Origin of the sequence: Brevibacillus sp. NPDC058079 (genome assembly GCF_042885155.1) — a bacterium.
Classification (GTDB): domain Bacteria; phylum Bacillota; class Bacilli; order Brevibacillales; family Brevibacillaceae; genus Brevibacillus.
Genome location: NZ_JBHVSO010000001.1, coordinates 67,755 through 94,743 on the forward strand (window position 1 = coordinate 67,755; position 26,989 = coordinate 94,743).

Genomic DNA, 26,989 nt, shown 5'->3' on the forward strand with positions numbered 1-26,989 from the left:
ATGCCAAATCTAAGACCGAATATTAGACCAAATATTAGACCAAATATTAGACCGAATGTCAGGCCGAATGCGCGACCGAATGAGAACATAGGAAGGGATCTGGAGATGTACTTGTTCAAATTCCAGTTCCATATGGACCGGATGCAGTACTTCCGCCACAAATGCGAGGAGCATGGTGAAAATCGCCGCAAATACATGGAATACCGCAGACATTACAAACACCATGAACGGAGAATGCATCATTATCATGACCGTTGTCAATTATGGAATGACGGTAGCAGTTCCTTTGGTCGGGGCTCATCATCTTCATCTTCGGGTGGCAGTAGCTCCTCGGTCGGATGCCATTGCGGACGTAGACGGGGTCATAGACGAGGGCGTGGCTGCGGATGTTCATTTTGAAGCACATGAGGAAGGACGCCAGCTAATTAAGCGGCGTCCTTTTCCAAACTCAATTCGTAAATGCCTCAACAGCGACTCCTTTTTTCTTTAACTCGCGCCTTAAAGTAAGCAAGGCATCATCTTTGTTTTTGCATTCCAATATGATGTCCACATTGTAATCCGCTAGCGCACTGACAAATGTAAGGAACGCGTCTGGGTCAATATCGTCTGCATGAGCGCGAAAGTCATTTGCTGACTTAGGCGAGGACATGTGCATTTTCGGTGTGCGCTCTCCCCAGGTTTGAATAATCCGGGGAAGGTATTCCGTCCAATCTTCGCCATCAGAATGGCAGGTATGGTGGTGAATATCGAGCACCATCGGCACACCGATCCGTTCGCATAGCTCCAGTACCTCGCGCATGGTAAAAGACATGTCGTCGTTTTCCACAACTAAACGACGTTTGACGTTTTCAGGAAGCTGCTCGAAGTTGGATGCAAAACGATCGAGAGAAGAGGCCTTGTCTTCGTATACTCCTCCCACGTGCGTCACCAAGACGGAATTATCGTCGAGCCCCAGTAAATCAAACACTTTTGCATGGTAGGAAAAATCGGCAATCGTCGATTCCAGCACAGAAGGCTTGTCGCTGTTCAATATGCTGTAATGTCCGGGATGAGCTGTCAAACGAATGCCATGATTGCGGATATAATTCCCTGCCTTTTGGAAGTCCCATGCGAATTCTTTTGCCCAATCCCATTCAGCTGCTACTGGATGAGTAGCCAGTGGAACAAATTCAGAAGGAAGTCGATACACAAAGATATGATTTTCTACATTATAAGCAAGCAAATCCATTAAATTGAAAAAGTTTACCTGCATAACTTGCCGCAGCTTTTTTAACCGAGCTTGGGGATCTAATTTATTTACTTGGGCAACCGTCGTTTTTTTGTTTGGATTGTTTTTCGTCTTTACACTGATGCAGGCATAGCCCATACGGATCAAGGAAATCTCCCTCCTTTGCAGCAGCATTCCTTTGTAGTATCTCCAAAACGGGAACGTCGTCGGCTTCTTGCCAGAGAATTATAAAACGGATAAGATGGGAGAATGTCACAGGCACGTCGATAAACAATCCCTAAAAGTGCGGACGTTCCTTGTGAGTAGACATCGGTAGAGGTTTTTGAAGGAGAATGCAATGAATAGTCTTGACCAATCCTATAGTATGACTCTGGTTTTTCTCTCCTATTTTATTTCAGCAATGGCGTCATACACAGCATTAGATCTAGGCGCACGTCTCCATTATGCAAAAGGCAGGGGACGTGTGTTTTGGTTATGTGCTGGAGCCGTCTCCATGGGGCTTGGTATTTGGGCTATGCATTTTGTTGCCATGCTTGCTTTGCATCTGCCGATTGCCGTCCAGTATGATAACCTGATTGTATTTTTCTCGATTGTTTTGGCGATTTTATCATCAGCGATCACATTATGGATTGTGAGCGAGCAGTCCATGTCCAAAACGAGGGTAGTAACAGGATCGGTTGTCATTGGGTCTGGTATCGCCGGAATGCATTATACAGGGATGGCAGCGATGATGATGAACGCCATTATTCTGTACGATTGGCGATGGTTTACCGTATCCATTTTTGTTGCCATCCTGGTTTCGATGGTAGCGTTGATTCTTACGTTTCAATTGCGTTCGGTGGACCCAGTAGAAGGTCTCTGGCGTAAAATTTTTGCAGGGCTGTTGATGGGGGCAGCCATTACCGGTATGCATTACACTGGTATGTACGCCACCACATTCATCGCTCACGAGCACATGACAATCGCAGTGATCTCACATGATGATTCGGGGCTGATTGCTACCATGATTGGCATTGTCATCGTGTTGATTCTGGTCGTTACATTGGCTTCTGTATACGTGGACAAGCAATTCGCAGGGAAGACCTTGCGCGTGCTAGAAAGTGATCAACGCTATAAATCGCTATTTGAGCACAATTACGACGGGGTGATCTTTTACTCGATCGATGGTAGCCAAAGCGTCATGAATCCTGCGGCGATGCGATTGACAAAGGAGCAGAGCTTGCCTCTCGAAAAATTAATGACGATGTGTGCTGCAACAGATGCCGAGCTCATATCGACACATTTTGCTAATGCAGTGCAAGGTCAGGCGCGTAACTACGAGATTACCTTGACCACGTGCGAGGGTCGTCAGCTTCATCTGAATATGACCCATACCCCCGTATTTGTCGATCAGCAGATTACGGGCGTATTTGTGATTGTGAGAGACATTACCAATAAGAAAGAATACGAGGCAAAAATCAATTATCTCGCTTTCCACGATTCGTTGACTGGTTTGCCGAATCGCCGTTTTGTTGAACAGCAACTGGATCAGGTGATCATGGAGGCACAAAAAACGGATCAGCAAGTATACGTGTTGTTTTTGGATCTCGACCATTTCAAGCTGGTAAACGATTCCTTGGGGCATGATTTTGGTGACCTGTTACTCCAGGAAGCCTCCTTGCGATTGCAGGATTGTGTGGGTGAAAGAGGAACGGTGAGCAGGCTTGGCGGAGACGAATTCATGGTGATTCTTACGGATGTCACGGAAAAAGAAGTATCTTCCATGGCGAATGAAATCAACCAAAGGATTGAACAGGCATTTTTTATCCATGGGCACGAGCTGTACATAACGACGAGTATCGGGATTTCTCGATATCCAGAGGATGGGCAAGACAGAAGTGTCTTGATGCGTAACGCAGATGCGGCGATGTATGCAGCCAAAGACAAAGGGAAGAACAGTTTCCACCTGTATGTACCGAATCTGGAGCAAGCAGTGAATGACAAAATGAAGATTCAAAATGAATTGAATCGCGCTTTGGCCAGGCAAGAATTTTTATTGCATTACCAGCCACAGGTAAGTGCCAAATCAGGCGCAATCGTTGGTGTAGAAGCGTTGATTCGTTGGGACCATCCTGAACGAGGCTTGCTTTTGCCAGACCAGTTCATCTCTGTAGCAGAAGAAACCGGGTTGATCGTACCGATTGGAGAATGGGTGCTACGAACGGCCTGCAAACAGAACAAGCAATGGCAAGAACAGGGACTCATGCCGCTTCGAGTAGCCGTTAATCTATCTGCGCGGCAATTCCTCAAACAAGACTTTACCCTGATGGTCGCTGAGATTCTGCACCAGACAGGGCTAGCACCGGAATACTTGGAGCTGGAAATCACAGAAAGCAGCATGATCGACGTCCAACGCGCCACACAGGCACTTAAGAAACTGAAGCAATTAGGGGTGCACGTTGCGATTGACGATTTTGGAACGGGCTACAGTTCTCTCTACTATCTGAAAGAATTTCCGTTAAATCGTTTGAAAATAGATCGCTCGTTTGTGCGCGATATGATCGAACAGCCTTCCAATCAGGCCATCGTGTCCACGATAATATCCATGGCGCATCATTTGCAACTGCATGTGATTGCGGAAGGGGTCGAGACGAAGGAAGAGCTTGCGTTTTTGCAAGAGCATCTGTGTGAAGAAGTGCAAGGCTATTTATTCAGCAGACCGTTACCGAGTGAAGACGTAGCGCTTTATTTGCAAGCCCAAAAAGGCGCGAGTTAAACAAGAGGAGCAGCTCACATGAGTTGCTCTTTTGTTTTGCATCGGCCAGCCAAATGAGGTGGTATAGCTGTCAAATTGTCACGTAAAATGTACTATTCCTGCGAACTTGTCAAGGAATTGCATCTAGGACGAAAGGAGGGAGAGTATGCTGGCTCTAGGTGTCGTCTTATTGCTGTTTACCATTGGAGTTGCGATTGCCATTGGGTATCGGGCAAACGAAAGCGTCCGGCAATTTGATGAAAGCGCGCATGAGAGCTTTATCGGTTCCCAAGCAGAGAGGGAGGGATAACGAAATGCAGCAGGAAAAAGAACAGCAATTGCTCGAGGACAAGAGAGACCTGAACAAGTTTGGTTATGCGCAGGAATTACTGAGGGATATGGGTGGCTTTTCGAACTTTGCGATCTCATTTTCGATTATCTCTATTTTGACAGGTGCAGTATCCTTGTACGGGCACGGATTACTGTATGGCGGTTCTGGCATGATGGGCTTCGGATGGACCTTGGTAGCGTTATTCGTCATCCTGATTGCAGCATCGATGTCTGAACTCGCATCTGCGATCCCTACAGCCGGAGCGTTGTATCACTGGGCAGCAATATTAGGTAGCAAACGGTGGGGCTGGTACACAGCGTGGATCAATCTCATCGGCCAAATCGGGATTGTCGCAGGCATTGACTATTCGTTCTCTTTGTTTGCGGACCCGCTGCTCGCGAGTGCGTTTGGTTATACCTCAACAGAAACGACGACGTTAATCCTGTTCGGGATCACACTCCTTTTGCACGGTACATTTAACCACATTGGAATTCGACTCGTTGCCCGGTTAAATGACTTCTCCGCTTGGTACCATATTGGCGTCGTCGTCATACTCGTCGGCAGCCTCGTCTTTTTCTCCCGTCATGATTTGCAACCACTTGATTACCTCTTTCAGGTCGGTCAAACTTTTTCAGACAAACCGTACGCGATTGCTTTTTTAATTGGGTTGTTACAAGCGCAGTGGACGTTTACTGGCTATGATGCATCGGCACATACGATTGAAGAAACGATTAACCCGCGGGTTCGTGCTGCTTGGGGGATTTATACGTCTGTGGCCTTTTCCTTTATTTTTGGATTCATCATGCTTGCTTTTGTCACCTTATCCATCAAAAACGCAGCGGCTGCGAGTGAAGCGGAAAATGCATTTATTTATGTGATTAGCGAGGCATTAGGCGGCACATTTGGTTCGGTCGTGCTGTGGCTGGTTACCTTTGCGATGTGGTTCTGTGGCTTGGCGTCCATTACTTCCTTTTCGCGAATGCTGTATGCGTTTTCACGCGACAAAGGAATGCCGTGGAGCCACCAGTGGGCAGCAATATCGACCAAGTACAGAACGCCGGCAAAAGCAATTTGGCTGGTTATCATTCTTTCTTTTGCGCTTGCCTTGTTCGATTACATCGTGAAAAGCATCAATCCGAACACGACGTATACGACCTTGGCATTTCTTACTGCGGTTAGTGTCGTTGGGCTTTATGTCGCCTACGGGATTCCGTTGTACCTCAAGCTCCGGGCGGAATCGCGAGGACTTTTTCAGCGGAAGCATTACGGTCCCTGGCATTTGGGGAACTGGAGTAAACCCATTAATGTGTTGAGCTTGATTTGGATCATTTTCATCTCGATTATGATGGTGATTCCACCCAATCAGACAGCTGGGTACGCCTTGATAGCCATGTTTTTGGTGCTTCTGATCATGGATTTGGCTTATTACAGGAAGCATTTCAAGGGCCCGCAAGCTGCGCTGGGCAATTCGGAGGAAGACATTAAGCGTCAGGAAGCGAAATTTCGGGACTCCTAATGGAAAAGAAGTTCCGTTTCAAGGAAAGTGAAGAGCCTCCCTTATGTCAGTATTGGCATAGGGGCTTTTTTTCGTTGAAGGCGATTTTGCATAACGAATGGCAGAGGACGAAAAGCTATCAGTAGGAAGGAAATAGCAATACATATGGGAGGAACGCGATGAAAAGAATGAGATGGATATTGCTTGCGATGGGAATCGTTCTGATGGCTCAAGCAATGACGAGTTTGGTTCCACAGGTGAGTGGGTATGACGGATATGCGCGTGAAGGAAATTCCTCGAATCGGTATGAAGTCGCGGGTATTACAAATGCAGGCGCATTTGAAGCCTTTTTTGGAAAACTTCAAGAAGCGGTCAAAAAAAATGACAAGACAGAAGTAGCCAAGCATATCAGGTATCCACTGCGTGTGAACAAAGACGGAAAAAGTCATTTTATCCGAGATGAGCAGCAATTTTTGGAAGAGTATGATCGAATCATCACGGAGAAGGTAAAGGAAGCTTTTTTACAGCAAAAGGTAACGGATACGTTTGTCAATTATCAAGGAGTGATGGTAGGGAATGGAGAAATGTGGCTGGGGCAATTTTCGAATCGCTTTGTCGTTTTTGCAGTAAATGTAGAATAGGGACAAGGGCTTTTCTCTAGAAAAGCTCCCAATCTAGCAGCATAAATGTTTTTATTGTTCCAAATAGTATATTTTACATGGACATTATCGATGGAAAATTCTAAAATAACAAATAAATAAACAGCTACAGATGTAGATTCGACAGTTTTGTCCTTGTGGAATGGACATTTGTTATTTTCATCGTTCCGTGATAGAATTCACAAAACGATATTTTTTTTAGTTAAACTTAACTGACTCGGAAAATGTTGAGGAAAAAAGCAGAAAAAGGAGTGATTGTGTGAGTTTGGAAACGAAGAAATGGGCGGATGAAGTAGCTGAGCAGGTAGTCTCATGGCGACGATATCTCCATCAGCATCCAGAATTGTCTTTTGAAGAGGAGAAGACGTCTCAATTTATTTACGAAACGTTAGAATCTTTCGGGAATTTGGAGCTTTCGCGGCCAACCAAAACGAGTGTGGTCGCTCGACTGATCGGATCACAGCCAGGAAAAGTTCTTGGCATTCGCGCTGATATTGATGCTCTCCCCATCCATGAAGAAAATGATGTGCCATATGCATCAGGAAAAGCTGGCGTGATGCACGCGTGCGGACATGACGGTCATACAGCGATGCTGTTGGGAGCCGCAAAAATTTTGTCCCAGTACAAGGATCAAATCAAAGGTGAGGTTCGTTTCTTCTTCCAGCATGCCGAGGAGCTGCCGCCGGGTGGGGCTGCTGAAATCGTAAGAGCTGGTGCAGCGGACGGACTGGATTCGATTATCGGCATTCATTTGGCATCGTACATGCCTGTCGGGAAATTTGGCGTACTGTACGGGGCACTTACTTCATCGACAGATCGCTTCGATATCAAGATTCAAGGAAAAGGCGGGCACTCCTCGCAACCGGAAGCATCGGTTGACCCGATCGTCATTGGGGCACAGGTTATTACTGGCCTACAACAAATTGTATCCCGCAACGTCAGTGCGTTGGACAAGGTCGTTATTTCGGTGACGATGCTGAATGCAGGGACAGCTTATAACATCATACCAGATTCGATGACACTGACGGGTTCCACGCGCTGCTTCGATGCGGAGATTCGCAAAAATATTCCAATGTGGATTGAACGAATTGTCAAAGGAATTACGGAAGCGCATGGCGCAAGTTATGAATTGACGTTCTCGCATGGCTACACATCAGTTGTCAACGACAAGCAGGTGACCAAGCTGATGGAGGATACGATCCGCGAGCGTTGGGGAGAAGAAGAGATTATTTACATTGATCCTTTGATGCCGGGTGAAGATTTCTCTGAGTATTTGAAAAAAGCTCCAGGCTGTTTTATTCAATTGGGCGCTGGCAATCCAGACAAAGGCTTTACGTATCCGCACCATCATCCACGCTTTGATTTTGATGAGGATGCAATGGTACGCGGCGTGGAATTGTTTGTTCGAGCAGCTCAAAAAGTCGTCATGGAGTAGAGCGAGATAGAATGAGGGGGAAGTTGTATGGCAGAGGCACGCGTCAATGAGTACAAGCTGCATTTTCTCGTACTGATTCTCGTCGCATTGACAGAATTTATCGGGACAAAGAAAATCAGTATTGGCATCGGGGTTATCGCTCTGTTTCCGATGCTCTACGCGCTCGTTTTAGGTGGGGCAATTAGCTGGCCTAAGTTTAAATTTTTGAGTGAAAAAGAAATGAACGTCGCAGCCAATATTTTGGGTGTTTCGTTTTTGATCTTTATTGCGAAGCTGGGAGCCAATATCGGTCCTGAGCTGCCTAAGCTGCTCGGTTCTGGTGTATCCTTGATCGTCCAAGAGATGGGACACATTGTAGGGACAATCGCATTTGGTCTACCAATCGCATTGTGGCTAGGTCTGAAGCGTGAAGCAATTGGGGCTACTTATTCTCTCGACCGTGAGCCAAACTTGGCAATCATTGTTGATAAGTTTGGAGCAAACTCTGCCGAAGCTCGCGGCGCGCTGGGTGTATATATTTGCGGAACCTTGTTTGGTGCCATTTATATGTCGATTCTTGCAAGTATTTTAGGAAGCAGCGGGGTGTTTCACCCGATTTCTCTGGCGATGGGAGCCGCAGTTGGTTCCGGTAGCATGATGGCAGCAGCAACAGGCTCATTGGCTGTTATTTTCCCGGAAGCGCAAAAAGACATTGCCTTTTATTCCGGAGCGGCAAACTTGATGATGAGTATCGTCGGAACGTACGTATGTATCTTCTTCTCCTTGCCGGTCACACAAAAGCTGTACGCATGGCTTGAGCCTATCATTGGACGCAAAGGCGCTTCTTCTGCAGCAGAAGGGGGGAGAAAAAGCGCATGAATCAGATCTTGACGATTTTTATCATTGGCTTCATTGCTCTCATTGGTAACTGGATCGGTTATAAAGTACCATTCATGGAATCTTTGCCAGGTATTTTGCTCTTGGCGGTCATTACGTTGATCGGAATGGGCTTCACTCGCATTCTCCCGTTCAAATCTCCCGTCATTGTATGGATCTCTTTGTTTGCGATGCTTGCGACCTCCCCGTTTTTTCCAGGGAACGAATATACGGCTGCTGCGATTGCCAAGATCAATCTGCTTGCATTGGCCACGCCGATTCTCGCGTATGCAGGTCTGTCACTCGGAAAAGACGTTCATCTATTCAAACAGCTTAGCTGGCGTATCGTAGTCGTGTCTCTCGTCGTCTTTACAGGTACGTTCCTATTCGCTACGTTGTTTGCAGAGATTGTATTCAAGATTCAAGGCAAATTTTAACGAAACTGTTTTTGTGTTAGGGCCTCCGTGTGCTTCCATATGCCATGGAGGTTCTTTTCACATACAACTGTGAGAGTCAGGAGTGGAGAGAGCATGATCATTGATGTGAGAAAGGTTACCTGGCAAAGAGATGAAACAACCATTTTGCGAGACATTGCCTGGCAAGTGCAAGACAGGGAGCATTGGTGTTTAGTTGGTTTAAACGGCTCTGGTAAAACCAGTCTGTTGAATATCATTTGTGGCTATGTGTGGCCGACAAAGGGGGAGGTCAGTGTATTAGGTAATCTTTACGGAACAGTCGACTTACGCGAGGTGCGTAAATCAATCGGCTGGGTAAGCACGGCGTTGATGGCACAGCTTCACGAGCATGAAACCGCACTCCGTGTCGTCTTGAGTGGACGGGAGGCAACCATCGGCTTGTATTCCGTTCCAGAGGAGGCGGACGTAGAGAAAGCGTCGGATTTACTCGATACATTTGGATGCCGTGCATTGAAAAACAGACGTTTTGCCGCTTTATCGCAAGGGGAGAGACAAAAAGTGCTGATTGCTCGTGCATTGATGGCTTCCCCTCGGTTACTCATCCTAGACGAGCCTTGCACTGGACTGGACTTGCTTTCAAGAGAACAGCTGTTGGCCATGATTGAACAAATCGCCAAACAGCCCAACGGGCCCACTCTTCTTTATGTCACCCATCACATTGAAGAAATTTTGCCTTGCTTCACGCATACCTTGCTGCTAAAAGCAGGGGAAGTAGACCAGGTTGGAAAAACAGATGAGGTCTTAACGGCTGAGCGTCTGACAAGCTTTTTCGGTGTACCTGTTCACATTCAACGCTCGCAAGGAAGATCTTGGGTAAGCTTAGGCGAAGAGGCGACTTTTTGATCGTGTAGGATAAGTTTGGGCACGAGTCAGCACGGTTGTGCATGATTGTGTATAATAGCAATAAGAAATGGTATCTGGGAGGAGAGGAGAGATGGAGGCATGAACAATGTGATTGCACCAATCACAGACTCCACCTGGGCGATCATCACCTATGAGGAAGCGTGGAATAGCTACGTGAACAGCTATGTGATCAAACAAGGGAATGCCTTTGTATTGATTGATTCTCACCAGCGCAAGCAACGCTCATTTTTTCAACAGGCGTTGGAAGAGATCGGGGTCAAGCCAGAGCGAACGGAATATGTCTACTTCACTCATCGACATGCTGATCATATTGGAAATGCCGATATGTTCCCTTCTCGAAACAATTGGATTCACCTCGAAGATTATTACGAACTGGACGATTTTTCACAGACGCTATTCGGCCATACGTTTACAGGGAGTGGGGGCGATCTGCCTTCACTGCGTTTCCGACAGCTTTCTTTTCATACAGAAGGCTCAGTTGCCTTCTTTGATCCCCAGTCGAAAATATGCTTTGTCGGCGATCATTTGTGCTTTGAAAACACAGAACTCGGCCAAATCGTTGGCGGAGAAGTGGACTGTCGGACAGCTTATCAAGAACACTTGAAGCAATGGGTAGCACGTGAACCGGAGCGAGCGATGGAGTTTACGGAGGGCTTGGAGATTTTGCAGGATTGGCCCATTGAGTATTTAGCGACTGGTCATGGCCCCATTCTTCAAGGCGAAATTAAGGTGTTTTTGCAAGAGTTGATTGCGATTGCCCGTTCGTAACGAAAAAAAGACTTGTGTGCCGCGTACTGCCGGCTTGCACAAGTCTTTTTGCATTACTTGCTGGAAGTTGTTGTTTCTTCTTCTTCCACTTCTTTTTCTTTTTCTAAATCTTTATCCAGGATTTGGACATTATGCTTCTTATACAATTCATCGATCCATTTATCTATATTTTTGCGTTTGTGTCTGTCTTTTACTTTTTCTGTCACTTGCGGGCGAACTTCTTCGAGTGTTCCCTCGAACTTATCTTTGTTTTTCTCATAGTATTCTTTGATTTGTTCTTCAGTGATCGGATTAGCCTTCTCGAACAGCTTGTCCCGCAGCATGACAGCACGCACGCCTTCACGGAGCTCTTGCTCAGTCATTTGCTTATCATCCAAATACTGTTGGAATCTCTCTGGTGATCCCATTTTTTCTTTAACTGGGTTCACACGCGCATCGAGTTCTTGATCAGTTACAGTGACTCCTTGTGCAGCGCCTTCCTGCTTGTACAGCTCCAAGGTGATGATATCAGCCATGACACGCTTACCAGCATCTTTTTTCAACTTGTCGTACATTTGTTCTTGAGTGATCGTCACATTACCTATTTTGGCAACAGGGTTATCCGCAGAGAAAGCAGAATCTTTTCCAGGTGTACAGCCCGCTACAGCGAGACCGAGTACAAGTGCTGAGGCAGCAAGTATAGATACATTGAATTTTTTCATGAAAAATACCTCACTTTCTTGATAGTAATACGACTGTGTATAGAGCAGCGTTACGGAGACCGGAAAATAAAAACCGCACACATAAAGCAATGTGCGGTCGTCAATCGATTAGCTGGCTTGTGTAGAGGCTTTTTTCCACTCTTCCAAGCGTTTTTCCAGTACGGTGTGATTCAGATGCAAAAGACTGGCTGATTTGTCCATCAATTGCTTCAGATGGGAGAGGGCTCGCTCGTAATTTCCTTTGGCAGCTTCAATCTCTGCCAAGCAGAAGAGCCTCCAGTCTTTTGCCGATCGTTTGCTTGCGATCAGCTGGTAAGCTTCTATCGCACTCTCTACTTCACCCAGGCGGGCGTGCGAGCATGCAATAAGAGCTAAGGAATCAGTCATTCCTTGATCACGCTGGTAAATACGAAACGCCACTTCCAATGATTCGTTGTATCGTTCGGATGAATAGTAAACGATCGCCAGGTTGTAAAACAAGTAGTGAATCATCGCTTGATTGAATAACGTTGGTCGTTCTTTGCAAACGTTGATTCCTTGAACGATATATTTTTCGGCCATTTCATAATTGCCAAGCATGATCTCATGGGTTGATTTATCCAGCATAGCGACAGCACGGGAACGGTTCTTCCGATAGGAAGCCTCCAGCCAGCGCAATCGAATATTCAAACGTCGTTTGAAAAGATTGGCCATGTACTGAAAGCGGAAGGGCCAGTGCAGGCGAATAAACATAACCAGCAGCACAGCCGCAATCCCTGCCAGCGTTGATGTCAAATTAAAACTCAAATACTCCACGTAGTGACACCCTCTCTATTTACGCTGCATCTATTACCCCATCTTAGCACAGAACCTGTCCGCATGACAGAGCATTACCGCTATTTCGTCAATGGCAAGATATTCTCTTTTTGGGGGGAAGAGAGTTGCTGCGTTTTGACATAATCGTCGGAAACGGTATAGAGCGTGTCGCCAATCGTGAGTATCCGTTTAATATTACTGGAGCTGTCGTACCAGCCTTCGCCTGCTTTCGCGACATCTTCCTTCGACAGATGGGTGATCTGATCTGTCAGTTGAAAACCTTTTTTCAGATCGAGCTGATATACATAGGCACCTTGGAAAGTAAAGTGGCCGTACTCGCGCATATCGTTTTTTGCTTTTTGTTCAGCCGTACGTTCGTGAACGGATACAGGGAAGGCTAGCAGATTTTTTTCTTTGGAGAACAGCAGAGCCTTGTGATTGCGCAACAGCTCGGAGTCCGTTCCTCTGTCCCCGATAACAGTCTTGAACTTTTCCTTCGGTTTGGTTACATCACTGACGTCAAAGAGGGCAATTTTCATCCCTTGGTAGTACGCCCAGTCTTTATCTGATTCTGCTTCTTTGCCAAAACCGATGATATGGTTTTCATCATACGGGTGTAAATAGTCGCTGTAACCTGGAATTTTGAGGGCACCTAGTACGCTTGGAGCAGAAGGCTTCTTCAGATCGAGAACGAACAGCGGGTCGACTTTTTTGAAGGTGACCATGTAGGCACGATCTCCCATGAAACGGACAGAGTAAATGCGTTCTCCTGGAGCGATGCCTTCCAGCTTGCCAAATACCTCGAGTTTGTTGTCCAGAACATACAAGTTGTTTTTTGACGTAAGCTCATCGTCTCGCCACATGTCACCGCTCGTGGTGGCAATTCGGAAATAACCGTCGTTTTCATCCATGGAAAACTGGTTCAGAATGCGTCCAGGCACCGACCCTTTTCCTGTATACCGAATGTCTCCCTTGTTCATGGCAAAACGGTAAATGGTTGTATCTGACTCAATGGGAGGTGCAATCAAAGGAGTTGTCACTCCTTTTTGCTTAACGGCTACTGGCTGGGCATTGTTCTGGGTGACTGCTACATACAGATTTTTGGTGGATGCATAGATGTTCTCGCCAGCACCAAGATACGTATTCAGTGACATCTTTTGTTTCGCGTCATCCAGATTCACGCCAGCGACGATCAAATATTCTGGACGAAAGTGATCCGGGAAGTAACGAATCTCGCTGTACGGAATGGTTTGGTATTGGTTATGATGGGCGCTGTCTTTATACGTTGGACCTGGCACTTCTGCTTTCTCTTGCATGATACGATACGTATCCATGTAATGGTTGGTTGTCACGTACAAGCTCGCGCCGATTTTGCGGGACGACATGTACTGGCCTTCCAGCTCCAATTGACGAATGAGCCGAGGTTGTTTTTTGTCCGTAATATCGTAGATCATGGTTTTCACGGACTGCATGCCTTGGAAACGGGGGATGCCTCTTTTGGAAGCAGGACCAGGAGGATAGGAGATCGTCTCATCCGCTTGCCCGATTACGATGAGTCTGCGTTCGTCTACATACATTTCTTGCGGTACGAATTTTCCATTGTCATAGCTGATACGGCTTGAGACCTTCATCTCGGTGGCTGGATACGCTTTGATGATGCGCACTTCATTTTGCGTGGATTGATAAAGATAAGTGCCGTCTGATTTTACGATATCTGCTTCATCGACGCCCTGCACTTGTGTGTTCGTTGTGGAAAAATCACCGCGAACAGAGCCGCTAGATGTGTCCGCTACTTTATTGGCTGTGCTGGGTGCTGCTACTGGCATAGCGGTACTCGTTTCCATGGTGGCGTAATGATAGCTGTCCAGGTCTGATGATTGGATGAGCTTTTTTAGCCTCGCATAGGAACCGACTACTGGCAACTCTTCTGTAGATGCGGCTTGAACGGTTGGCTCCGCGATTGTACCCGTCGTGAACAGGAAGGGTATAGCGGCCACCACCATCACGGATGCGAGAAGCCCGGCAAATGTTCTTTTCATTTTGATCCCCCTCATATCTGCTTCTTGCCAAAATTTGCTGTCGGTAGTAAGACGATGCATATTAACGGAATGTTTCACACACTCTTTGGGCAGCAATCTACGGACAGGTGGGGGAGCGTGTGCTATAATAATAGGCGGTTTATGCTACCATTTACACCACTACGTCAAAAGGGGCGTCATAGATGGAAAACTTGAAGCAAAGCATTCTGGAACTGATCACGGATACTTCTACGAATCTACCACCAGATGTGCGTCGTGCCGTCAATGCAGCTAAAGTGAACGAGGATCTTGGCACTCGTGCAGCGCTGTCTTTGTCTACGATTGCGCAAAACGTCGTCATGGCAGAAGAAAATGTTTCTCCGATCTGTCAAGATACGGGTATGCCTACATTCGAAGTGAAAACGCCGGTTGGAGTTAACCAACTGATCATTAAACAAGCAATCAAAGAAATGATTGCAGAAGCAACCAAAACAGGTAAGCTGCGTTCCAACTCTGTAGATTCCTTGACGGGTGCAAACACAGGGGACAACCTCGGACCAGGTACTCCTGTCATTCACTTCGAGCAATGGGAAGAGAATGAAATCGAAATCAAGCTGATTCTCAAAGGCGGCGGCTGTGAGAACAAGAACATCCAATACTCCCTGCCCTGTGAGCTCGAAGGCCTGGGCAAAGTGGGCCGCAACCTGGATGGCATTCGCAAGTGCATTCTGCACGCGGTATACCAAGCGCAAGGACAAGGCTGTAGTGCCGGCTTCATCGGCGTAGGAATCGGTGGCGATCGCACTTCCGGTTATGCACTGGCGAAGCATCAATTGTTCCGCAAAGTGGACGATGTCAATCCAATTGCTGATCTGGCTGCATTAGAAGACTACATCATGGAAACAGCAAACCAACTCGGAATCGGAACCATGGGCTTTGGCGGAAACGCTACCCTCTTGGGCTGTAAAATCGGCGTGGAAAACCGCCTGCCAGCGAGCTTCTTCGTATCCGTTGCATACAACTGCTGGGCATTCCGCCGTCAAGGAGTTCGCCTGAACCCGGATACTGGCGAAATCCTTCGTTATCTGTATAAAGATGAAGAAGTGGCGATGGACTTGACGCCAGTAGCAGCTTCGGACGAAACAGACGATGAACCTCGTGAAGTGGTTCTTCAAGCGCCGATCACGGAAGAACAAATCCGCAGCCTGAAAGTGGGCGATGTGGTTATCATCAACGGCGAAATGCACACAGGACGCGACGCGCTGCATAGCTACCTGATGGATCATGACTGTCCAGTGGACATGAATGGTGGCATCATCTACCATTGCGGTCCAGTAATGCTGAAGGATCAAGAGGGCGAATGGCATGTAAAAGCGGCTGGTCCGACTACCTCCATTCGTGAGGAGCCGTACCAAGGCGAAATCATCAAGAAATTCGGAATCCGTGCCGTTATCGGAAAAGGCGGAATGGGTGCGAAAACACTGAAAGCATTGAATGAGCATGGCGCTGTTTACCTCAATGCAATTGGTGGGGCAGCTCAATACTATGCACGCTGCATCAAAAAAGTAAACGGTGTTGACTTCATGGAATTCGGTATTCCAGAAGCAATGTGGCACTTGCAAGTGAACGGCTTCGCGGCTATCGTAACGATGGATGCGCACGGCAACAGCTTGCATGCGGATGTCGAGAAAACGTCCGCTGAGAAACTGGCTCAATTTGCTGCACCTGTATTTAAATAAGGTATAAAGGGAAAACCTCTGGCGCACTTATGTGTGGCCGGAGGTTTTTTATTTTTTACGAGGCAAAGAAACAGGGAGGAAAAGGTCGGATGCATGATGAACTTTCGAGGGACTAACTAGGATTGCGGACAGATGGATTTTCATTTTTGACAGGGGGGACAGGAATGAAATGGTTGATTGCTGATCGCGTCATTATCGGAGATGGAGAGCATGTAATCGAACAAGGCGCTGTTGGGATTGATGAGCGAGGAAAGATTGTAGCAATAGGGAAAGAATCGGAGCTTACGGATTCCATTTCGGAGGGAGAGGTAAAGCGGTACACCGGATGCTCCATTTTGCCAGGCTTGATCGATTTACATGTTCATATCGGGTATTGGTGGAGCAAACCAGACTCGGCTGAGTATCGCAACAACGATGGACTCGTGGCTTTACTTGCGACAGCGAACTTGAAAGAGGCACTTTCCTTGGGGGTCACGACGATTCGCGATGTAGCAGCACCGGATGGATTGTGCAGTACGCTGAAGATGGCAGCCAAGAACAAGTTCATTGTTTCCCCTCGTCTTTTTCAGGTAAACCAAGGGATTATTATGACCGGGGGGCACGGTTGGCAATTAGAGGGTGCCCTGCGAGAAGCAAATGGTCCGTGGGACGTGCGGACAGCTGTGCGTGAACAAGTGAGAGCTGGAGCGGACTGGATCAAGCTCATGACGAGCCATCGTACACCAACGCCGGAGTTCACACAAGAGGAGCTGGATGCGGCGGTTGATGAATCGCATCGCTTGGGACGGAAATGCTGTGTCCATGCCTCGACCCAACCTGCGATCCAGATGGCGATTGATGCGGGATTTGATACGATCGAGCACGCAACATTTATGACCGTCGAACAGGCAGAACAGATGAAAGAAAAAGGACTGGTATGGGTACCGACCATGATCACCTTTTTCCAGATTGCTGATTATTACAAACATATTTGGAATGAGCACCAACAGGCGAATCAAGGCATATTGAGCGAAGGGCTTATTGAGCAGGGAGCCTTTTTCATCGAATCGGAAAAGGCGTACCGGGAGAACTTCGTACAATTGATGAATACAGGCGTAAAGATCGCTACGGGTACGGATATCGTATTGGAAGGCTATCCGATTACCCCTGTGGCAGAAGAGATCAAGCTGATGGTGGAGCTGGGGATGGAGCCAATTCGTGCGATCCAGGCTGCTACCCAAAATGCTGCTGAGGTGCTGGACCAAGGGAGTAAGATCGGTACGTTAGCGCCAGGTTATTTTGCTGATTTGCTTGTGGTAAAAGGAGATCCATTACAAGAGATAGAGGTATTGAAGCAAGTAGAGGAAGTGTTTCTTGAGGGTGTGACTGTCTATTCAAAGTGTTGATGGGGCTGAGCCTTGCTCTTTCAGGTTTGTAACGGCGTTTGTACTGGGTGTTTGACTATTTTTTGCCAAAATGGGTATTGGTTTATTGCGCGTGTACCAGGGCGGGCATAGGTTAATAACGAATGATCACAGAAAAAAGGAGTGAGATTCGTGAACTATGTAGTCCGTTCGGGAGATACGCTGAACAGCATTGCGGCTCGTTTTGGTGTATCCGTTCAGGAATTGATCCGCGTGAATAATATCGCCTATCCCTACTACATTTACGTTGGTCAAAATTTGTACATTCCGATTACTCCGACACCAGCTCCTGGTGGAGATGTCGAGCGTCGTTTGAATCGACTGGAGAATCGAGTAGATGCGCTTCGCGAAGACTTTCGGAGGCTGGATAATCGAGTAGATCGGTTGGAGAACCGTGTCACTCGTCTGGAGCGGGCCATTACGCCGACACAACCTCCGCGCCCACGTCCGACCGGCACGCCTCGTCCACGCTAAGCAGCAGGATAGAGGGTCGAATATTTTTCCACACTTTGCAATTTCCTCTTCGCCCGATCCTGCATAAAGTGATACGAGAGGATTAAGAGGAGGTGCGGCCATGCTGGGGTTAAATGGAAAAAACGTCCGACACCATTTCATGGGCGTCTATGGAAAAGTGGTGCAGATTCGGGAACTGGTGGATGTGATCGACCAAGTTTTTGACTCTGTAAACAAAGTGGGCGACATAGGAAAGGCGATGCTTGGACCTCGTAAGGCAAGTGCCAAAAAGCTCGACAAGCTGAGATGAATGGCAAAACAAAAAAACCGCGTCCATAATGGAGGCGGTTTTTATTTATAATTCACTCATAATTCTTATGGGCAGACACTATCATCAGAATAACTCATCAGAAAGAAAAAGTCTACTCTTTTTCTAAAAAATCCCTTATATTTTTGGAGCTGTTATCAACTGACTTCAAAAAGGGGAGTGGGATGGAGATGGAAAAGGAAAAGCGCCGCGTAGGCTTGGTTACGGGTGGAGTGCTGATGGGGCTAATCTTGTCATCGTTGGATCAGACGATTGTATCAACAGCCATGCCGACAATTACCAAAGAGCTGGGAGGTCTATCGCTTTATAGCTGGGTGTTCGCCATTTATATGCTTACAGCGACCACGAGCATGCCCATCTATGGGAAAATGGCGGACTTGTTTGGACCAAGAAAAATGTATGTGATCGGTTTGTTTCTGTTTCTCGTGGGATCTCTCCTGTGCGGCATGGCGAATTCCATGACGAGTCTTATTGTAGCGAGAGGAGTTCAAGGGTTGGGCGCTGGGGCATTAATGCCGGTTGCTTTCATCATTGTGGGTGAACTGTATCCACCCGAAAAGAGAGGCAAATTTCAAGGCCTTTTCGGAGCTGTCTTTGCCATGACGAGTATACTCGGTCCCTCGTTGGGAGGAATTCTCGTGGAGCATCTGCCGTGGGGATGGATCTTCTTTATAAACCTTCCTATAGGTATCGCTGCGTTTTTGATTATTGCCCTAGTCTTTCGTGATCAGCGGCACTACGATAAGAAGCCTGTGATTGATTGGTATGGGGCGACTAGCTTGAGTACAGCCATCATTCTCATCCTGCTGTCCCTTGTTATGGAGGGGAGGGAATACAAGATCGGGTTAGGGGGAGTGGGTATCTTACTTCTCGGTTTGTTCATCTGGGTTGAAACGAAAGCAAAGGAACCCCTGCTTCCGCTTTCCCTATTTCGCATCCCGGCCATTGGCTATGGCAATCTCGTTGGATTCTTTGTGAGTGCCGCTTTGTTCGGTGCAATTGGATACATCCCTCTGTTCGTCCAAGGGGTACGCGGTGCGAGCCCCTCAGAAGCTGGATTCCTTTTAGTTCCTCTCATGCTGTCCGCAGCGATTTCTTCGACGGTTGGGGGAAGATGGATGGCAAAAGCTTCATTTCGGGCGATTCTGATTCCCAGCTTACTCATCATGGCGACAGGCTTTTTCCTTCTAAGCACGATGGATGTAGAGACAACCAACGCACAGCTCGTAAGCTACATGATTGTCACAGGTCTAGGCATGGGGGCAATCTATCCGGCACTCGGTACAGCAGCACACAGCGCTGTAAAACCGCAAGATCGGGGCGTTGCTATGTCGACATCGCAATTGTTTCGTTCCATTGGGGGGACGATTGGTATTAGTGTGTTTGGGACCATTGTAGAAGGGCGGATGCAGGGAGGAATGGTGCTTAGTGAAGCTATGCACGGCGTCTTTATCACTGGATTGATTCTGATTGGAATCAGTTTGATAGCCAGTGTCCTACTCGGCAATACTCGATTGCTCGACAAAGAACCCCGCCATTCGCATACATCAAATAGCGGGGTTCCCAAACAATAGAATCACGGTTTTTTATTCATACCTTCCATTGCCATCCGAACCATCTCTCTGACCATACTGCCGCCCAAGCGTCCTCCGATTCGACCAGCATCGTGAGAGGTTAATTGTCCATTGTAGCCGGGCTGCAACGGCACATGAATTTCTTCTGCGACCTCGAATTTGGCCTGCGCGGGATCAGCAACGTGTGCAACCTGCGCTTTTAGGGCGTCCAGTCCTTTTCTCGCCTCGGGGACGAGAGGGCGTTTGCGTCTGCTCATGGTAGATCACCTCACGCCCTAGTGTGCCCAATTAGACGAGTGCTTTGCGCAGAGTAAAATCAGTCTCCTGATAGTAAGTATTAGCAACGAGCAGGTTTGGTCCTGCACATCCAGCAGCGGGGCAGAAGCAATTGATTTTCTGATTCAGCGTGTGTTCCTGCCATTTTTCAAACATCGACTGGAGCTGATCGGTTTGAATATTGCCCAATGGCTCTACATCACCGAAATCGGTCACGATGACATCGCCTGTGAAAATGTTGATGTTAAGACGATTGCGACCATCTGGATCATTGCGAGTCGTCACATTTTTCGCAGAGCGCAGTCTGCTGATCAATTCCCTGTCTGCTGCTTCAGGACTACAAGCGAAAAACGGAAGCGTCCCGAAAAGCATCCACAAATCTTCATTGCGTACATCGAGCATCCGATGAATGGCTTGACGGAGCTCATCGAGTGAAAGTACATCCAGATCACGGGCAAAATCACTCGCGTACATCGGGTGTACCTCATGTCGCTTGCTTCCCATCTCCTGAATCTGACGGTGGAGCGTATCGAGCTTTGTCCATGTGCGATGATTCAGCATCGTTTCGGCTGAGACAAATACACCTGCTTCTGAGAGCTTGCGAACATTTTCCATCATCTCTTGAAACTGTGCTTCCGCTCTTTTGATTGAAACCGGCTGCCGTGCTTTTGCGTAAACAATATCATGGAATTCTTCGGGGGTAGACCAGTTCCATGAAATATGCATGACGTCGATGTAAGGCAGGATCAACTCATACCGAGAAAACGGCATGGACATGTTGGAGTTGATTTGCGTCCGCAGCCCACGATCTGCTGCATATTGTAGAATAGGCGCGATCACAGTTTTCACGGTGCGCTCGCTGTACATCGGTTCTCCGCCTGTTATACTGATAGTAAGCAGATCTTTTGCTTCATCGAGACGACGGAGTATGAGATCAACAGGGAGAGCGGGATCGTCTTTGTATCGCAATGTATCACCAACCGCGCAATGCTCACAGCGGAGATTGCACAGATTCGTTACAGTAAACTCGACGCTGGTAAGTTTATAGGCGGGGGGTGTAGCATTGAACAACGGCTCCCATGGATCGTGTAAAGGTGTTAGTGGTGTAGTTGGAACCATGCGGATCAATTGTGGAAACCTCCTTCATTCTGCGTACAACTCAACCTATTATAACGACATTAGGGCGGAAGGAGAATAGCTAACGAGATGATTATGGGGATGTCTTTTGGACGCGGTGTGCTTTTTCATGATCGAAATGTGCTGGCTTGCGCGGAAGTAAAAGACGGCGTGATTCATATGTGGGCGGAAAAAATCACATTGAAAACGATCGGGAAGCTCTGGTATCGAATATTTTTCTCCTTTCCGTGGTACTATCAATTGTTTCACCTCCTGCTTGCTGGTTATGTACTGGCAGCGATCGTGAAGCCTGACTGGGCCATCATCGATCCGATGTGGGTAGCTGTATACATCGCAGGCTTTCACTTCGTTTTTCCGAAAATGATGAAAAAATTTCACGGTGCAGAACATAAAGTATTTAGCTATGGGGGCAAGAAGTCGCTAGCAGCACTCAAAGAGATTCAACGGGCAAATATCGTGAATGACGGTTGCTCGACGAATCTGGTCGTGTGGTTTTTTACGGGGTTCATTTTGTCTGTATTCTTTTTACCCTTAGAATGGAGCGTCGCATGTGGGGTAGCAGGACTGCTTGTTGGCATGCTAGGGGATCGCTACGTGCGTAAATATTTTGGTTTTCTTTACAAGCTGTCGGCTTTCTTTCAAAAGTACAGCACGACTAAAGAACCGGATCGGCTTCATCTAGAGACAGCGATCCGCTCGTATATGCTTTTTGAGCACATTCGCAAGGTGGATCGATTGCAGAATGCTTCATAAGGAAAAAGCGGTGTTTCCACTATGGATACGCCGCTTTTTTTGTTCCATGCACAGGTCGGTAGCGTCATTGAATCCTGAAAAGTATTTTAGTAATATTTGCTCAACTCGATCCTTTTTCTTTGAAAAGGGATGGAGGAATATGAGATGAGGGGAGCTGAGTCGAGATGAGAAAAGAACAGGATGTAGGGGTGTACGAGCAAGTCGGAGTGGCAATGACATGCCGTTCCTATCAAGAGTATGTGGATATGTTTTCGCTCACGGACGAAATCTTGGCGATGGGACCGATCTTGGACGTCGGGGCAGGAGCGTCCTCCTTTACAGCGGAGGCATGTCAACAAGGACGAGAGGCAATGGCAGTCGATCCGCTTTATCGAATGAAGCCCGAAGAGATTTACACGAAGGGGAAGCGAGAGATCGAGGAATCGACGCAAAAGCTGGCTGGAATCGCACACACCCTTCATTGGGAATATTACGGCTCGCTTGGCCAGCATCAGCAAAACAGAGAAAGGTCACTGGAGCAATTCGTTGCCGCTTATCGTGCCGATAAAGGCATCGGTAAAAGATACGTCGCAGGCTTGCTACCGGAATTGCCTTTTGCAAACGATCAATTTTCACTGGTGCTTGGCAGTCATTTTTTGTTTTTGTACCAGCAACAGTTCGATGAGCAATTTCACCTGGACGCGATCAAGGAATTGTTGCGTGTTTGTCAGCCTGGCGGTCGAATCAAACTCTATCCATTAATCGGATTGGATACCAAACCATCTAGCATGCTGCCACAGCTCATGGAAGAAATACAACGGTTCGGCCACACAGCCAGTTTGCAGCCGACGAGCTTTCGGTTTCTAGTGGGCGCTACGCATTATTTGGAGATTCGCAAATCATAAAAAAACAGGGAGGATAGAAGGTGCCCATGCGCCTTCGACCTCCCTGTTCCTTTTCCTATTCCCGTTCTAGCGGGCTTTCTTCCAGTTGGCGATACATCTTGCCTTTATCCACATACGATTGGCGAATGCGTACGAATTCTTTCAAGTCAGCCTCGTTGAGTTCGCGTTTTACTTTCGCTGGATTTCCGACAACGAGCGAGCGAGGTGGCACCTTCATGCCTGGAGGAACGAGTGCACCCGCAGCGACCATCGCTTCTTCCCCGATTTCCGCACGATCCAAAACAATCGCGCCCATTCCGATCAATGCGCCGCGACGTACCACGCAGCTATGTAAAACGGCATTATGTCCAACGGTCACCTCGTCTTCGAGGATCAACGGGTTGTTCGGACTTTGATGCAGGGTGCTGTTGTCTTGCACACTGACGCGTTTTCCAATGACGGTCGGAGCGATGTCCCCACGGATCACAGTGTTGTACCAAATAGAAGAATCCTCGCCGATTTCGACATCGCCAGAAACGACGGAGCCTTTTGCCAGGAAAACAGTAGGGTGAATCTTCGGTTTGATGTTTTCAAATGATAAGAGCAGCATAGTATCCTCCTAATCAATGAGTAAGCGAGCAATCTGTTTGCATCGGGCGCGGATGGAAAATGGAGAAGCGACCAGTTGCAGGATCGCAGTCGATGACTGTCCCGGAAAGCTTGTCTATCTCATGCGTTTGATAAAAGAAATGAATCCCACTAATATCTTGGGCAATATCGTGTTTGTCCGCTTCCGTAATGGCGATGCTATATGTATAGCTACCACAACCCGTCGTAGTCGGGACGAGTCTGATTCCGAGCTGTTCAGCATCCGCTTCTTCCGCGATCATTTGTGCAAGACGTACTGCCGCAGTTGGAGTAATGGTTATCATCGTCATACCTCCTCGTAGCCATTCTATTGTACTACAAATGGACCTTCCAAATCCTGCTTGTTGACCATGTAGGAGGCATGTGATAGAGTAAATGTTACTGATTCTGATGTGCAGGAAATGTGGGTAGTCGCTGCCGCAATCGTTTCGACGATTGGCGGTAGAGGAAAGTCCAGGCTCGCCCAGGCTGAGATGCCTGGAGTGTTCGTACCTGGTGCAAGCCAGGGCAGTGAGGTGCAAGCCTTGCTGACGGCGTGGAAAGGGCTCTCTCTGAGGCCCGAGTACGCTGAAAGTGCCACAGAAACGTAGCTTTTCTGGCGACAGAAAAGATGGAACGCGGTAAACCCTGCGAGCGAGAAACCCAAATTAGGTAGGGGAACCGTCCTGAAGGAATCAAACGGAAAGGACGGATGGTATCTTCGGATGCCATAGATAGATGGCTACCGCTCTTGGTGCGAGGGATTGCCCCGCTTGAAGCACGGGAGAGACAGAACCTGGCTTATAGCATTTCCTGCTGGAATGAAACGTAAAACCACCTGAGATCTCAGGTGGTTTTTTTACGTTCTCCGAAATATCGTGAACCCGCTACCTATCAATGTTGAAGAACAGTGGAATGATTTACCGTGAACAAGCTATGAAACCTTTTCGGAAGTCTTGTCGTCTAAAAAGAGCAATCGGCCGAAGAAAACAGTTCTACTGCGGACAATTCCATCATTTCTTCAAATGGGAGTGTTTGCTGGAGAGAATGAACTGATAAAACTGTTACATTGATGGAGGGGTTTATTTTGCAAAAAGCAAAGAATAGAGCAAGCAAGGATTTTAAAAAATTATTAGCAACTGCGGTTCTGGCAGGTTCGCTTGCGTTACCGGGTACCGGATTGGCTGCTACGGCACTGCCATTCTCCGATATCGGAGGAAACGTAAACAAAGACGCGATTCTGAAATTGAATTATGCCGGTGTTTTAAAAGGATATACCGATGGCACGTTCAAGCCGAATAAAGAAGTGACAAGAGCAGAGTTCGCCAAAGTTGCGGTGCTGGCACTCGGGTACACAGATGCCCAAGCAAAGCTCTTGCAAGGAAAGACCGTTTTTAAAGACCTGCCTGCAGATCACTGGGCGACAGGCTATATCAATCTCGCTGTATCGCAAGGCATTATCAAGGGCTATCCGGATGGTACCTTCAAACCGAATCACAACGTAAAAATTGCGGAAGCGTTGACTGTCTACGTTCAGGGCTTGAAGATCGACGTTCGTCCATCAGCATCAAGCGAATGGTACATCCCGTACTTGCTGGAAGCGGACAGAGCAGGTATCTACGATGCAAAAGAAACACCGACAGCAGCAGCCCCGCGTGATACCGTCGCGAAGTATACTGATCGCTTTATGGAAACACCTGTATACGCAAACGGCGCATACTACGACAAAGATGGCAATGCAAAAGGAACCGATCAGAAGCTGCCAGTAGTAAAGGGCGCAGTTGCTTCGTATGACAAGTCTGGCAAAAAGCTGAAACTAGTCGGACAAAACAAAGAAATCGAAATTGCTGATTCCGCGCAAGTATACGGCAATCTGGTCGTAGGCGCGCAAGTAGAATACATCACGAAAAACGGCCGAGTGGCTTTCCTCACCGTTGTTACTTCTGATTCCGAAATCGTCGAAGGAATCGTGAAGACTGGCCTTAATTTTACAACAGCTGTAGGCGATGAGAAGAAATTCAAGGCAATCGTCAATGGAAGAGAAGTCGTTTTGGAAGTAGAAGATGGCGTAAATGTTAGCCGTTCTCACATCGGCCAAAAGTTTGTGGCAGTCGTTGGCGACAATGGCAAGATCAAGTCCATTACGATCAGCGACAACACGACAAAAGGAATTGTGGAAAAAGTATCTTCCGTGAGTGGTTCCAACTCGAAGAAAGAGCTGAGAGTAGACGGCACAACTTATGTTCTGGACTCCAAAGCAACGATCAAAGGCAAGGAGCATCCAGAGGCGAAAGCAACAAGTGCTTCGTTCTCTGACATCGAAAAAGATGACTTAGTCGAGCTGACACTTAATGTGGACGGCGAAGTATCCGAGCTTCTTTACACGAAGCTGAGCTACACGGATACGATTACCGTTGATACAGACAAAAACCGGATTCGCGTTGGCAGCGTTAATTACGAGGTGCATGAAGATACCGAGTTGTTTGTTGACGAGGACGAAGTAGATGAACTGGATGAGTTGGCGAGCGGCCAAATTGCAGTTCTTACGTTTGACAAGAATGGAAATCTGGTGAAAGTGGAGCAGGGTGTAGGTGCAGCTACGAACAAGCTGATCTCTGACACAACAGCGTATCAAGCAGGTAAGCTGGCAACTGTGAAAATCGACGGGAAAACCTACGACATCTTGACCAACGCGAAGCTGAAGGTCGATGGCGACTCCGTATCACCAACGACGATTAAAACAGATCAGTTTAATGACCACCGTATCCTTACGTGGAAATACAACGTCGGCACGAATGACATTGTAGAGCTGACTTTGGAAAAGCAAACCGTAAAAGGATACGTGACGAAAAAATCCGGTTCCAAAATTACCGTGAACGGGAAGGTGTATGAGCTCTTGTCCGGGGTTACTATTGACAGCGATGCAGCATCCAACGACAACGAGTACACACTGACACTCAACAACGCTGGCAAAGTAAAGGCAATTACAGGTGCGCCTAGGAAAGTAAGCGGCGTGGTTGATTCTGTTGAGGTTCGTAACGATGACGGCAAGGTGACTTCCGCGAAAGTAGAGATTAACGGCAAGACGTACGATGTAACGGATGAAGATGCGATTGAAGATGTCGATCAATTTGAATACGTGACATTGACCCTTGATCGGGACGGTGATGTCATTGCTGCTTCCGTCAGTGGAAAGCTGGCGAAGGAAAACGTGAGCTTCGTTGGAATTGAATCCCGTGTGAACAAAGACAAATACGTATTCTTCAATGATGAATCGACGAGCTTGAAGATGACAGAAGACGCGAAGATCAAATACTACAACGGTAATGACTTGAAAGAAAGCGATCTTTCCTCCAAGGACAAAGTGGATTTGTGGACAAATAATCAAGGTCATGTTTATGTTATCGTTGTAGCCAAACGATAAGAAATAGAAAAAGGCGATCTCTTGCTCGATTCGAGAAGGGGGTCGCCTTTTTG

General features: G+C 47.4%; 26 protein-coding genes and 1 other RNA gene. 19 read left to right on the forward strand and 8 right to left on the reverse strand.

All coding sequences use genetic code 11. The annotated features are described in order from the left end of the window. The first annotated feature begins 172 nt into the window (after window positions 1-172). Window positions 173-490, forward strand: a complete 318-nt coding sequence (locus tag ACFVS2_RS00370; protein ID WP_390229671.1) for a hypothetical protein — start codon at window positions 173-175, stop codon at window positions 488-490. Here the strand turns inward: ACFVS2_RS00370 and uvsE are convergent. Continuing rightward, a complete protein-coding gene (uvsE, locus tag ACFVS2_RS00375) occupies window positions 449-1,375 on the reverse strand; it encodes a UV DNA damage repair endonuclease UvsE (protein ID WP_390229674.1) in 927 nt (308 codons plus the stop codon). The two genes, ACFVS2_RS00370 and uvsE, sit on opposite strands and share 42 nt — an antisense overlap. Before the next feature lie 190 nt (window positions 1,376-1,565). Here uvsE and ACFVS2_RS00380 point away from each other — a divergent pair, with 190 nt between their 5' ends. The 9 genes from ACFVS2_RS00380 (at window position 1,566) to ACFVS2_RS00420 (ending at window position 10,845) form a co-directional block, all read left to right on the forward strand. Further along, the gene (locus ACFVS2_RS00380) at window positions 1,566-3,983 is read left to right on the forward strand and encodes an EAL domain-containing protein (protein ID WP_390229677.1); all 2,418 of its coding nucleotides are present in this window, start codon (window positions 1,566-1,568) and stop codon (window positions 3,981-3,983) included. 145 nt (window positions 3,984-4,128) lie between these two features. Further along, window positions 4,129-4,272 (forward strand): hypothetical protein, encoded by a 144-nt coding sequence (locus tag ACFVS2_RS00385; protein ID WP_173620844.1) that lies wholly within the window; start codon window positions 4,129-4,131, stop codon window positions 4,270-4,272. Between the two features lie 4 nt (window positions 4,273-4,276). Next, window positions 4,277-5,809: an amino acid permease gene (locus ACFVS2_RS00390; protein WP_173620843.1), complete on the forward strand. Its 1,533-nt coding sequence runs from the start codon at window positions 4,277-4,279 to the stop codon at window positions 5,807-5,809. Between the two features lie 158 nt (window positions 5,810-5,967). Further along, window positions 5,968-6,429 carry a hypothetical protein gene (locus ACFVS2_RS00395; protein WP_390229680.1) on the forward strand — a complete coding sequence of 154 codons (462 nt, stop codon included), beginning with the start codon at window positions 5,968-5,970 and terminating at the stop codon, window positions 6,427-6,429. Window positions 6,430-6,706: 277 nt separating this feature from the next. Then, the gene (locus ACFVS2_RS00400) at window positions 6,707-7,882 is read left to right on the forward strand and encodes an amidohydrolase (RefSeq protein ID WP_017247829.1); all 1,176 of its coding nucleotides are present in this window, start codon (window positions 6,707-6,709) and stop codon (window positions 7,880-7,882) included. A gap of 27 nt (window positions 7,883-7,909) precedes the next feature. Then, window positions 7,910-8,740 carry a DUF3100 domain-containing protein gene (locus ACFVS2_RS00405; protein ID WP_173620841.1) on the forward strand — a complete coding sequence of 277 codons (831 nt, stop codon included), beginning with the start codon at window positions 7,910-7,912 and terminating at the stop codon, window positions 8,738-8,740. Then, window positions 8,737-9,174 (forward strand): hypothetical protein, encoded by a 438-nt coding sequence (locus ACFVS2_RS00410; protein ID WP_048032367.1) that lies wholly within the window; start codon window positions 8,737-8,739, stop codon window positions 9,172-9,174. Before ACFVS2_RS00405 ends, ACFVS2_RS00410 begins: the two co-directional genes overlap by 4 nt. A gap of 93 nt (window positions 9,175-9,267) precedes the next feature. Continuing rightward, a complete protein-coding gene (locus ACFVS2_RS00415; RefSeq protein WP_390229683.1) occupies window positions 9,268-10,056 on the forward strand; it encodes an ABC transporter ATP-binding protein in 789 nt (262 codons plus the stop codon). 99 nt (window positions 10,057-10,155) lie between these two features. Next, entirely contained in the window at window positions 10,156-10,845 is a 690-nt protein-coding gene (locus tag ACFVS2_RS00420) for an MBL fold metallo-hydrolase (protein ID WP_390229685.1), read from the forward strand. 53 nt (window positions 10,846-10,898) lie between these two features. Here ACFVS2_RS00420 and ACFVS2_RS00425 read toward each other — a convergent pair whose 3' ends face one another. The 3 genes from ACFVS2_RS00425 to ACFVS2_RS00435 form a co-directional block, all read right to left on the reverse strand. Next, complete coding sequence (locus ACFVS2_RS00425; protein WP_390229688.1) at window positions 10,899-11,546, reverse strand: SurA N-terminal domain-containing protein; 648 nt, start codon at window positions 11,544-11,546, stop codon at window positions 10,899-10,901. A gap of 108 nt (window positions 11,547-11,654) precedes the next feature. Further along, window positions 11,655-12,341 (reverse strand): tetratricopeptide repeat protein, encoded by a 687-nt coding sequence (locus ACFVS2_RS00430; RefSeq protein ID WP_390229691.1) that lies wholly within the window; start codon window positions 12,339-12,341, stop codon window positions 11,655-11,657. A gap of 80 nt (window positions 12,342-12,421) precedes the next feature. Further along, a complete protein-coding gene (locus ACFVS2_RS00435; protein ID WP_390229694.1) occupies window positions 12,422-14,380 on the reverse strand; it encodes a beta-propeller domain-containing protein in 1,959 nt (652 codons plus the stop codon). Window positions 14,381-14,562: 182 nt separating this feature from the next. Here ACFVS2_RS00435 and ACFVS2_RS00440 point away from each other — a divergent pair, with 182 nt between their 5' ends. From ACFVS2_RS00440 to ACFVS2_RS00460, 5 genes are all read left to right on the forward strand, one after another. Continuing rightward, complete coding sequence (locus tag ACFVS2_RS00440; protein WP_390229697.1) at window positions 14,563-16,098, forward strand: fumarate hydratase; 1,536 nt, start codon at window positions 14,563-14,565, stop codon at window positions 16,096-16,098. A 164-nt stretch (window positions 16,099-16,262) separates the two neighbouring features. Next, window positions 16,263-17,483 (forward strand): metal-dependent hydrolase family protein, encoded by a 1,221-nt coding sequence (locus ACFVS2_RS00445; RefSeq protein WP_390229700.1) that lies wholly within the window; start codon window positions 16,263-16,265, stop codon window positions 17,481-17,483. Window positions 17,484-17,633: 150 nt separating this feature from the next. Beyond that, complete coding sequence (locus ACFVS2_RS00450; protein ID WP_007724314.1) at window positions 17,634-17,975, forward strand: LysM peptidoglycan-binding domain-containing protein; 342 nt, start codon at window positions 17,634-17,636, stop codon at window positions 17,973-17,975. A 100-nt stretch (window positions 17,976-18,075) separates the two neighbouring features. Further along, window positions 18,076-18,264, forward strand: a complete 189-nt coding sequence (locus ACFVS2_RS00455; protein WP_007724315.1) for a hypothetical protein — start codon at window positions 18,076-18,078, stop codon at window positions 18,262-18,264. A 182-nt stretch (window positions 18,265-18,446) separates the two neighbouring features. Continuing rightward, window positions 18,447-19,856 (forward strand): MDR family MFS transporter, encoded by a 1,410-nt coding sequence (locus ACFVS2_RS00460; RefSeq protein WP_390229705.1) that lies wholly within the window; start codon window positions 18,447-18,449, stop codon window positions 19,854-19,856. Between the two features lie 2 nt (window positions 19,857-19,858). Here ACFVS2_RS00460 and ACFVS2_RS00465 read toward each other — a convergent pair whose 3' ends face one another. Both ACFVS2_RS00465 and yfkAB read right to left on the reverse strand, forming a co-directional pair. Next, window positions 19,859-20,113, reverse strand: a complete 255-nt coding sequence (locus tag ACFVS2_RS00465; RefSeq protein ID WP_007724320.1) for an alpha/beta-type small acid-soluble spore protein — start codon at window positions 20,111-20,113, stop codon at window positions 19,859-19,861. Between the two features lie 31 nt (window positions 20,114-20,144). After that, window positions 20,145-21,260 carry a radical SAM/CxCxxxxC motif protein YfkAB gene (gene yfkAB / locus ACFVS2_RS00470; protein WP_173620831.1) on the reverse strand — a complete coding sequence of 372 codons (1,116 nt, stop codon included), beginning with the start codon at window positions 21,258-21,260 and terminating at the stop codon, window positions 20,145-20,147. Between the two features lie 78 nt (window positions 21,261-21,338). Between yfkAB and ACFVS2_RS00475 the strand changes: the two genes are divergently transcribed. Together ACFVS2_RS00475 and ACFVS2_RS00480 are read left to right on the forward strand one after the other, a co-directional pair. Beyond that, a complete protein-coding gene (locus ACFVS2_RS00475) occupies window positions 21,339-22,022 on the forward strand; it encodes a DUF1385 domain-containing protein (RefSeq protein ID WP_390229709.1) in 684 nt (227 codons plus the stop codon). 164 nt (window positions 22,023-22,186) lie between these two features. Next, on the forward strand, window positions 22,187-22,906 hold the full coding sequence (locus tag ACFVS2_RS00480) for a class I SAM-dependent methyltransferase (RefSeq protein ID WP_390229712.1): 720 nt from the start codon (window positions 22,187-22,189) through the stop codon (window positions 22,904-22,906). A 55-nt stretch (window positions 22,907-22,961) separates the two neighbouring features. Here ACFVS2_RS00480 and ACFVS2_RS00485 read toward each other — a convergent pair whose 3' ends face one another. Together ACFVS2_RS00485 and ACFVS2_RS00490 are read right to left on the reverse strand one after the other, a co-directional pair. Next, on the reverse strand, window positions 22,962-23,495 hold the full coding sequence (locus ACFVS2_RS00485; RefSeq protein ID WP_007724325.1) for a gamma carbonic anhydrase: 534 nt from the start codon (window positions 23,493-23,495) through the stop codon (window positions 22,962-22,964). Between the two features lie 13 nt (window positions 23,496-23,508). Further along, entirely contained in the window at window positions 23,509-23,817 is a 309-nt protein-coding gene (locus ACFVS2_RS00490) for an iron-sulfur cluster biosynthesis family protein (RefSeq protein WP_173620828.1), read from the reverse strand. 115 nt (window positions 23,818-23,932) lie between these two features. Here ACFVS2_RS00490 and rnpB point away from each other — a divergent pair. Both rnpB and ACFVS2_RS00500 read left to right on the forward strand, forming a co-directional pair. Continuing rightward, window positions 23,933-24,321, forward strand: an RNA gene (gene rnpB, locus ACFVS2_RS00495) — RNase P RNA component class B. A 278-nt stretch (window positions 24,322-24,599) separates the two neighbouring features. After that, window positions 24,600-26,936: an S-layer homology domain-containing protein gene (locus ACFVS2_RS00500; RefSeq protein ID WP_390229716.1), complete on the forward strand. Its 2,337-nt coding sequence runs from the start codon at window positions 24,600-24,602 to the stop codon at window positions 26,934-26,936. Window positions 26,937-26,989 lie beyond the last annotated feature (53 nt).

Bases quoted from the DNA above. Each gene is read 5' to 3' on its own strand.
- ACFVS2_RS00415 (WP_390229683.1), top strand. From the start codon at position 9,268: ATGATCATTGATGTGAGAAAGGTTACCTGGCAAAGAGATGAAACAACC.
- ACFVS2_RS00465 (WP_007724320.1), bottom strand. From the start codon at position 20,113: ATGAGCAGACGCAAACGCCCTCTCGTCCCCGAGGCGAGAAAAGGACTG.
- ACFVS2_RS00395 (WP_390229680.1), top strand. From the start codon at position 5,968: ATGAAAAGAATGAGATGGATATTGCTTGCGATGGGAATCGTTCTGATG.
- ACFVS2_RS00435 (WP_390229694.1), bottom strand. From the start codon at position 14,380: ATGAAAAGAACATTTGCCGGGCTTCTCGCATCCGTGATGGTGGTGGCC.
- ACFVS2_RS00385 (WP_173620844.1), top strand. From the start codon at position 4,129: ATGCTGGCTCTAGGTGTCGTCTTATTGCTGTTTACCATTGGAGTTGCG.
- ACFVS2_RS00410 (WP_048032367.1), top strand. From the start codon at position 8,737: ATGAATCAGATCTTGACGATTTTTATCATTGGCTTCATTGCTCTCATT.
- ACFVS2_RS00445 (WP_390229700.1), top strand. From the start codon at position 16,263: ATGAAATGGTTGATTGCTGATCGCGTCATTATCGGAGATGGAGAGCAT.
- ACFVS2_RS00380 (WP_390229677.1), top strand. From the start codon at position 1,566: ATGAATAGTCTTGACCAATCCTATAGTATGACTCTGGTTTTTCTCTCC.
- ACFVS2_RS00370 (WP_390229671.1), top strand. From the start codon at position 173: ATGGTGAAAATCGCCGCAAATACATGGAATACCGCAGACATTACAAAC.
- ACFVS2_RS00425 (WP_390229688.1), bottom strand. From the start codon at position 11,546: ATGAAAAAATTCAATGTATCTATACTTGCTGCCTCAGCACTTGTACTC.
- ACFVS2_RS00420 (WP_390229685.1), top strand. From the start codon at position 10,156: ATGAACAATGTGATTGCACCAATCACAGACTCCACCTGGGCGATCATC.
- ACFVS2_RS00455 (WP_007724315.1), top strand. From the start codon at position 18,076: ATGCTGGGGTTAAATGGAAAAAACGTCCGACACCATTTCATGGGCGTC.
- ACFVS2_RS00460 (WP_390229705.1), top strand. From the start codon at position 18,447: ATGGAGATGGAAAAGGAAAAGCGCCGCGTAGGCTTGGTTACGGGTGGA.
- ACFVS2_RS00390 (WP_173620843.1), top strand. From the start codon at position 4,277: ATGCAGCAGGAAAAAGAACAGCAATTGCTCGAGGACAAGAGAGACCTG.
- ACFVS2_RS00480 (WP_390229712.1), top strand. From the start codon at position 22,187: ATGAGAAAAGAACAGGATGTAGGGGTGTACGAGCAAGTCGGAGTGGCA.
- ACFVS2_RS00405 (WP_173620841.1), top strand. From the start codon at position 7,910: ATGGCAGAGGCACGCGTCAATGAGTACAAGCTGCATTTTCTCGTACTG.
- ACFVS2_RS00485 (WP_007724325.1), bottom strand. From the start codon at position 23,495: ATGCTGCTCTTATCATTTGAAAACATCAAACCGAAGATTCACCCTACT.
- ACFVS2_RS00475 (WP_390229709.1), top strand. From the start codon at position 21,339: ATGATTATGGGGATGTCTTTTGGACGCGGTGTGCTTTTTCATGATCGA.
- ACFVS2_RS00440 (WP_390229697.1), top strand. From the start codon at position 14,563: ATGGAAAACTTGAAGCAAAGCATTCTGGAACTGATCACGGATACTTCT.
- ACFVS2_RS00490 (WP_173620828.1), bottom strand. From the start codon at position 23,817: ATGATAACCATTACTCCAACTGCGGCAGTACGTCTTGCACAAATGATC.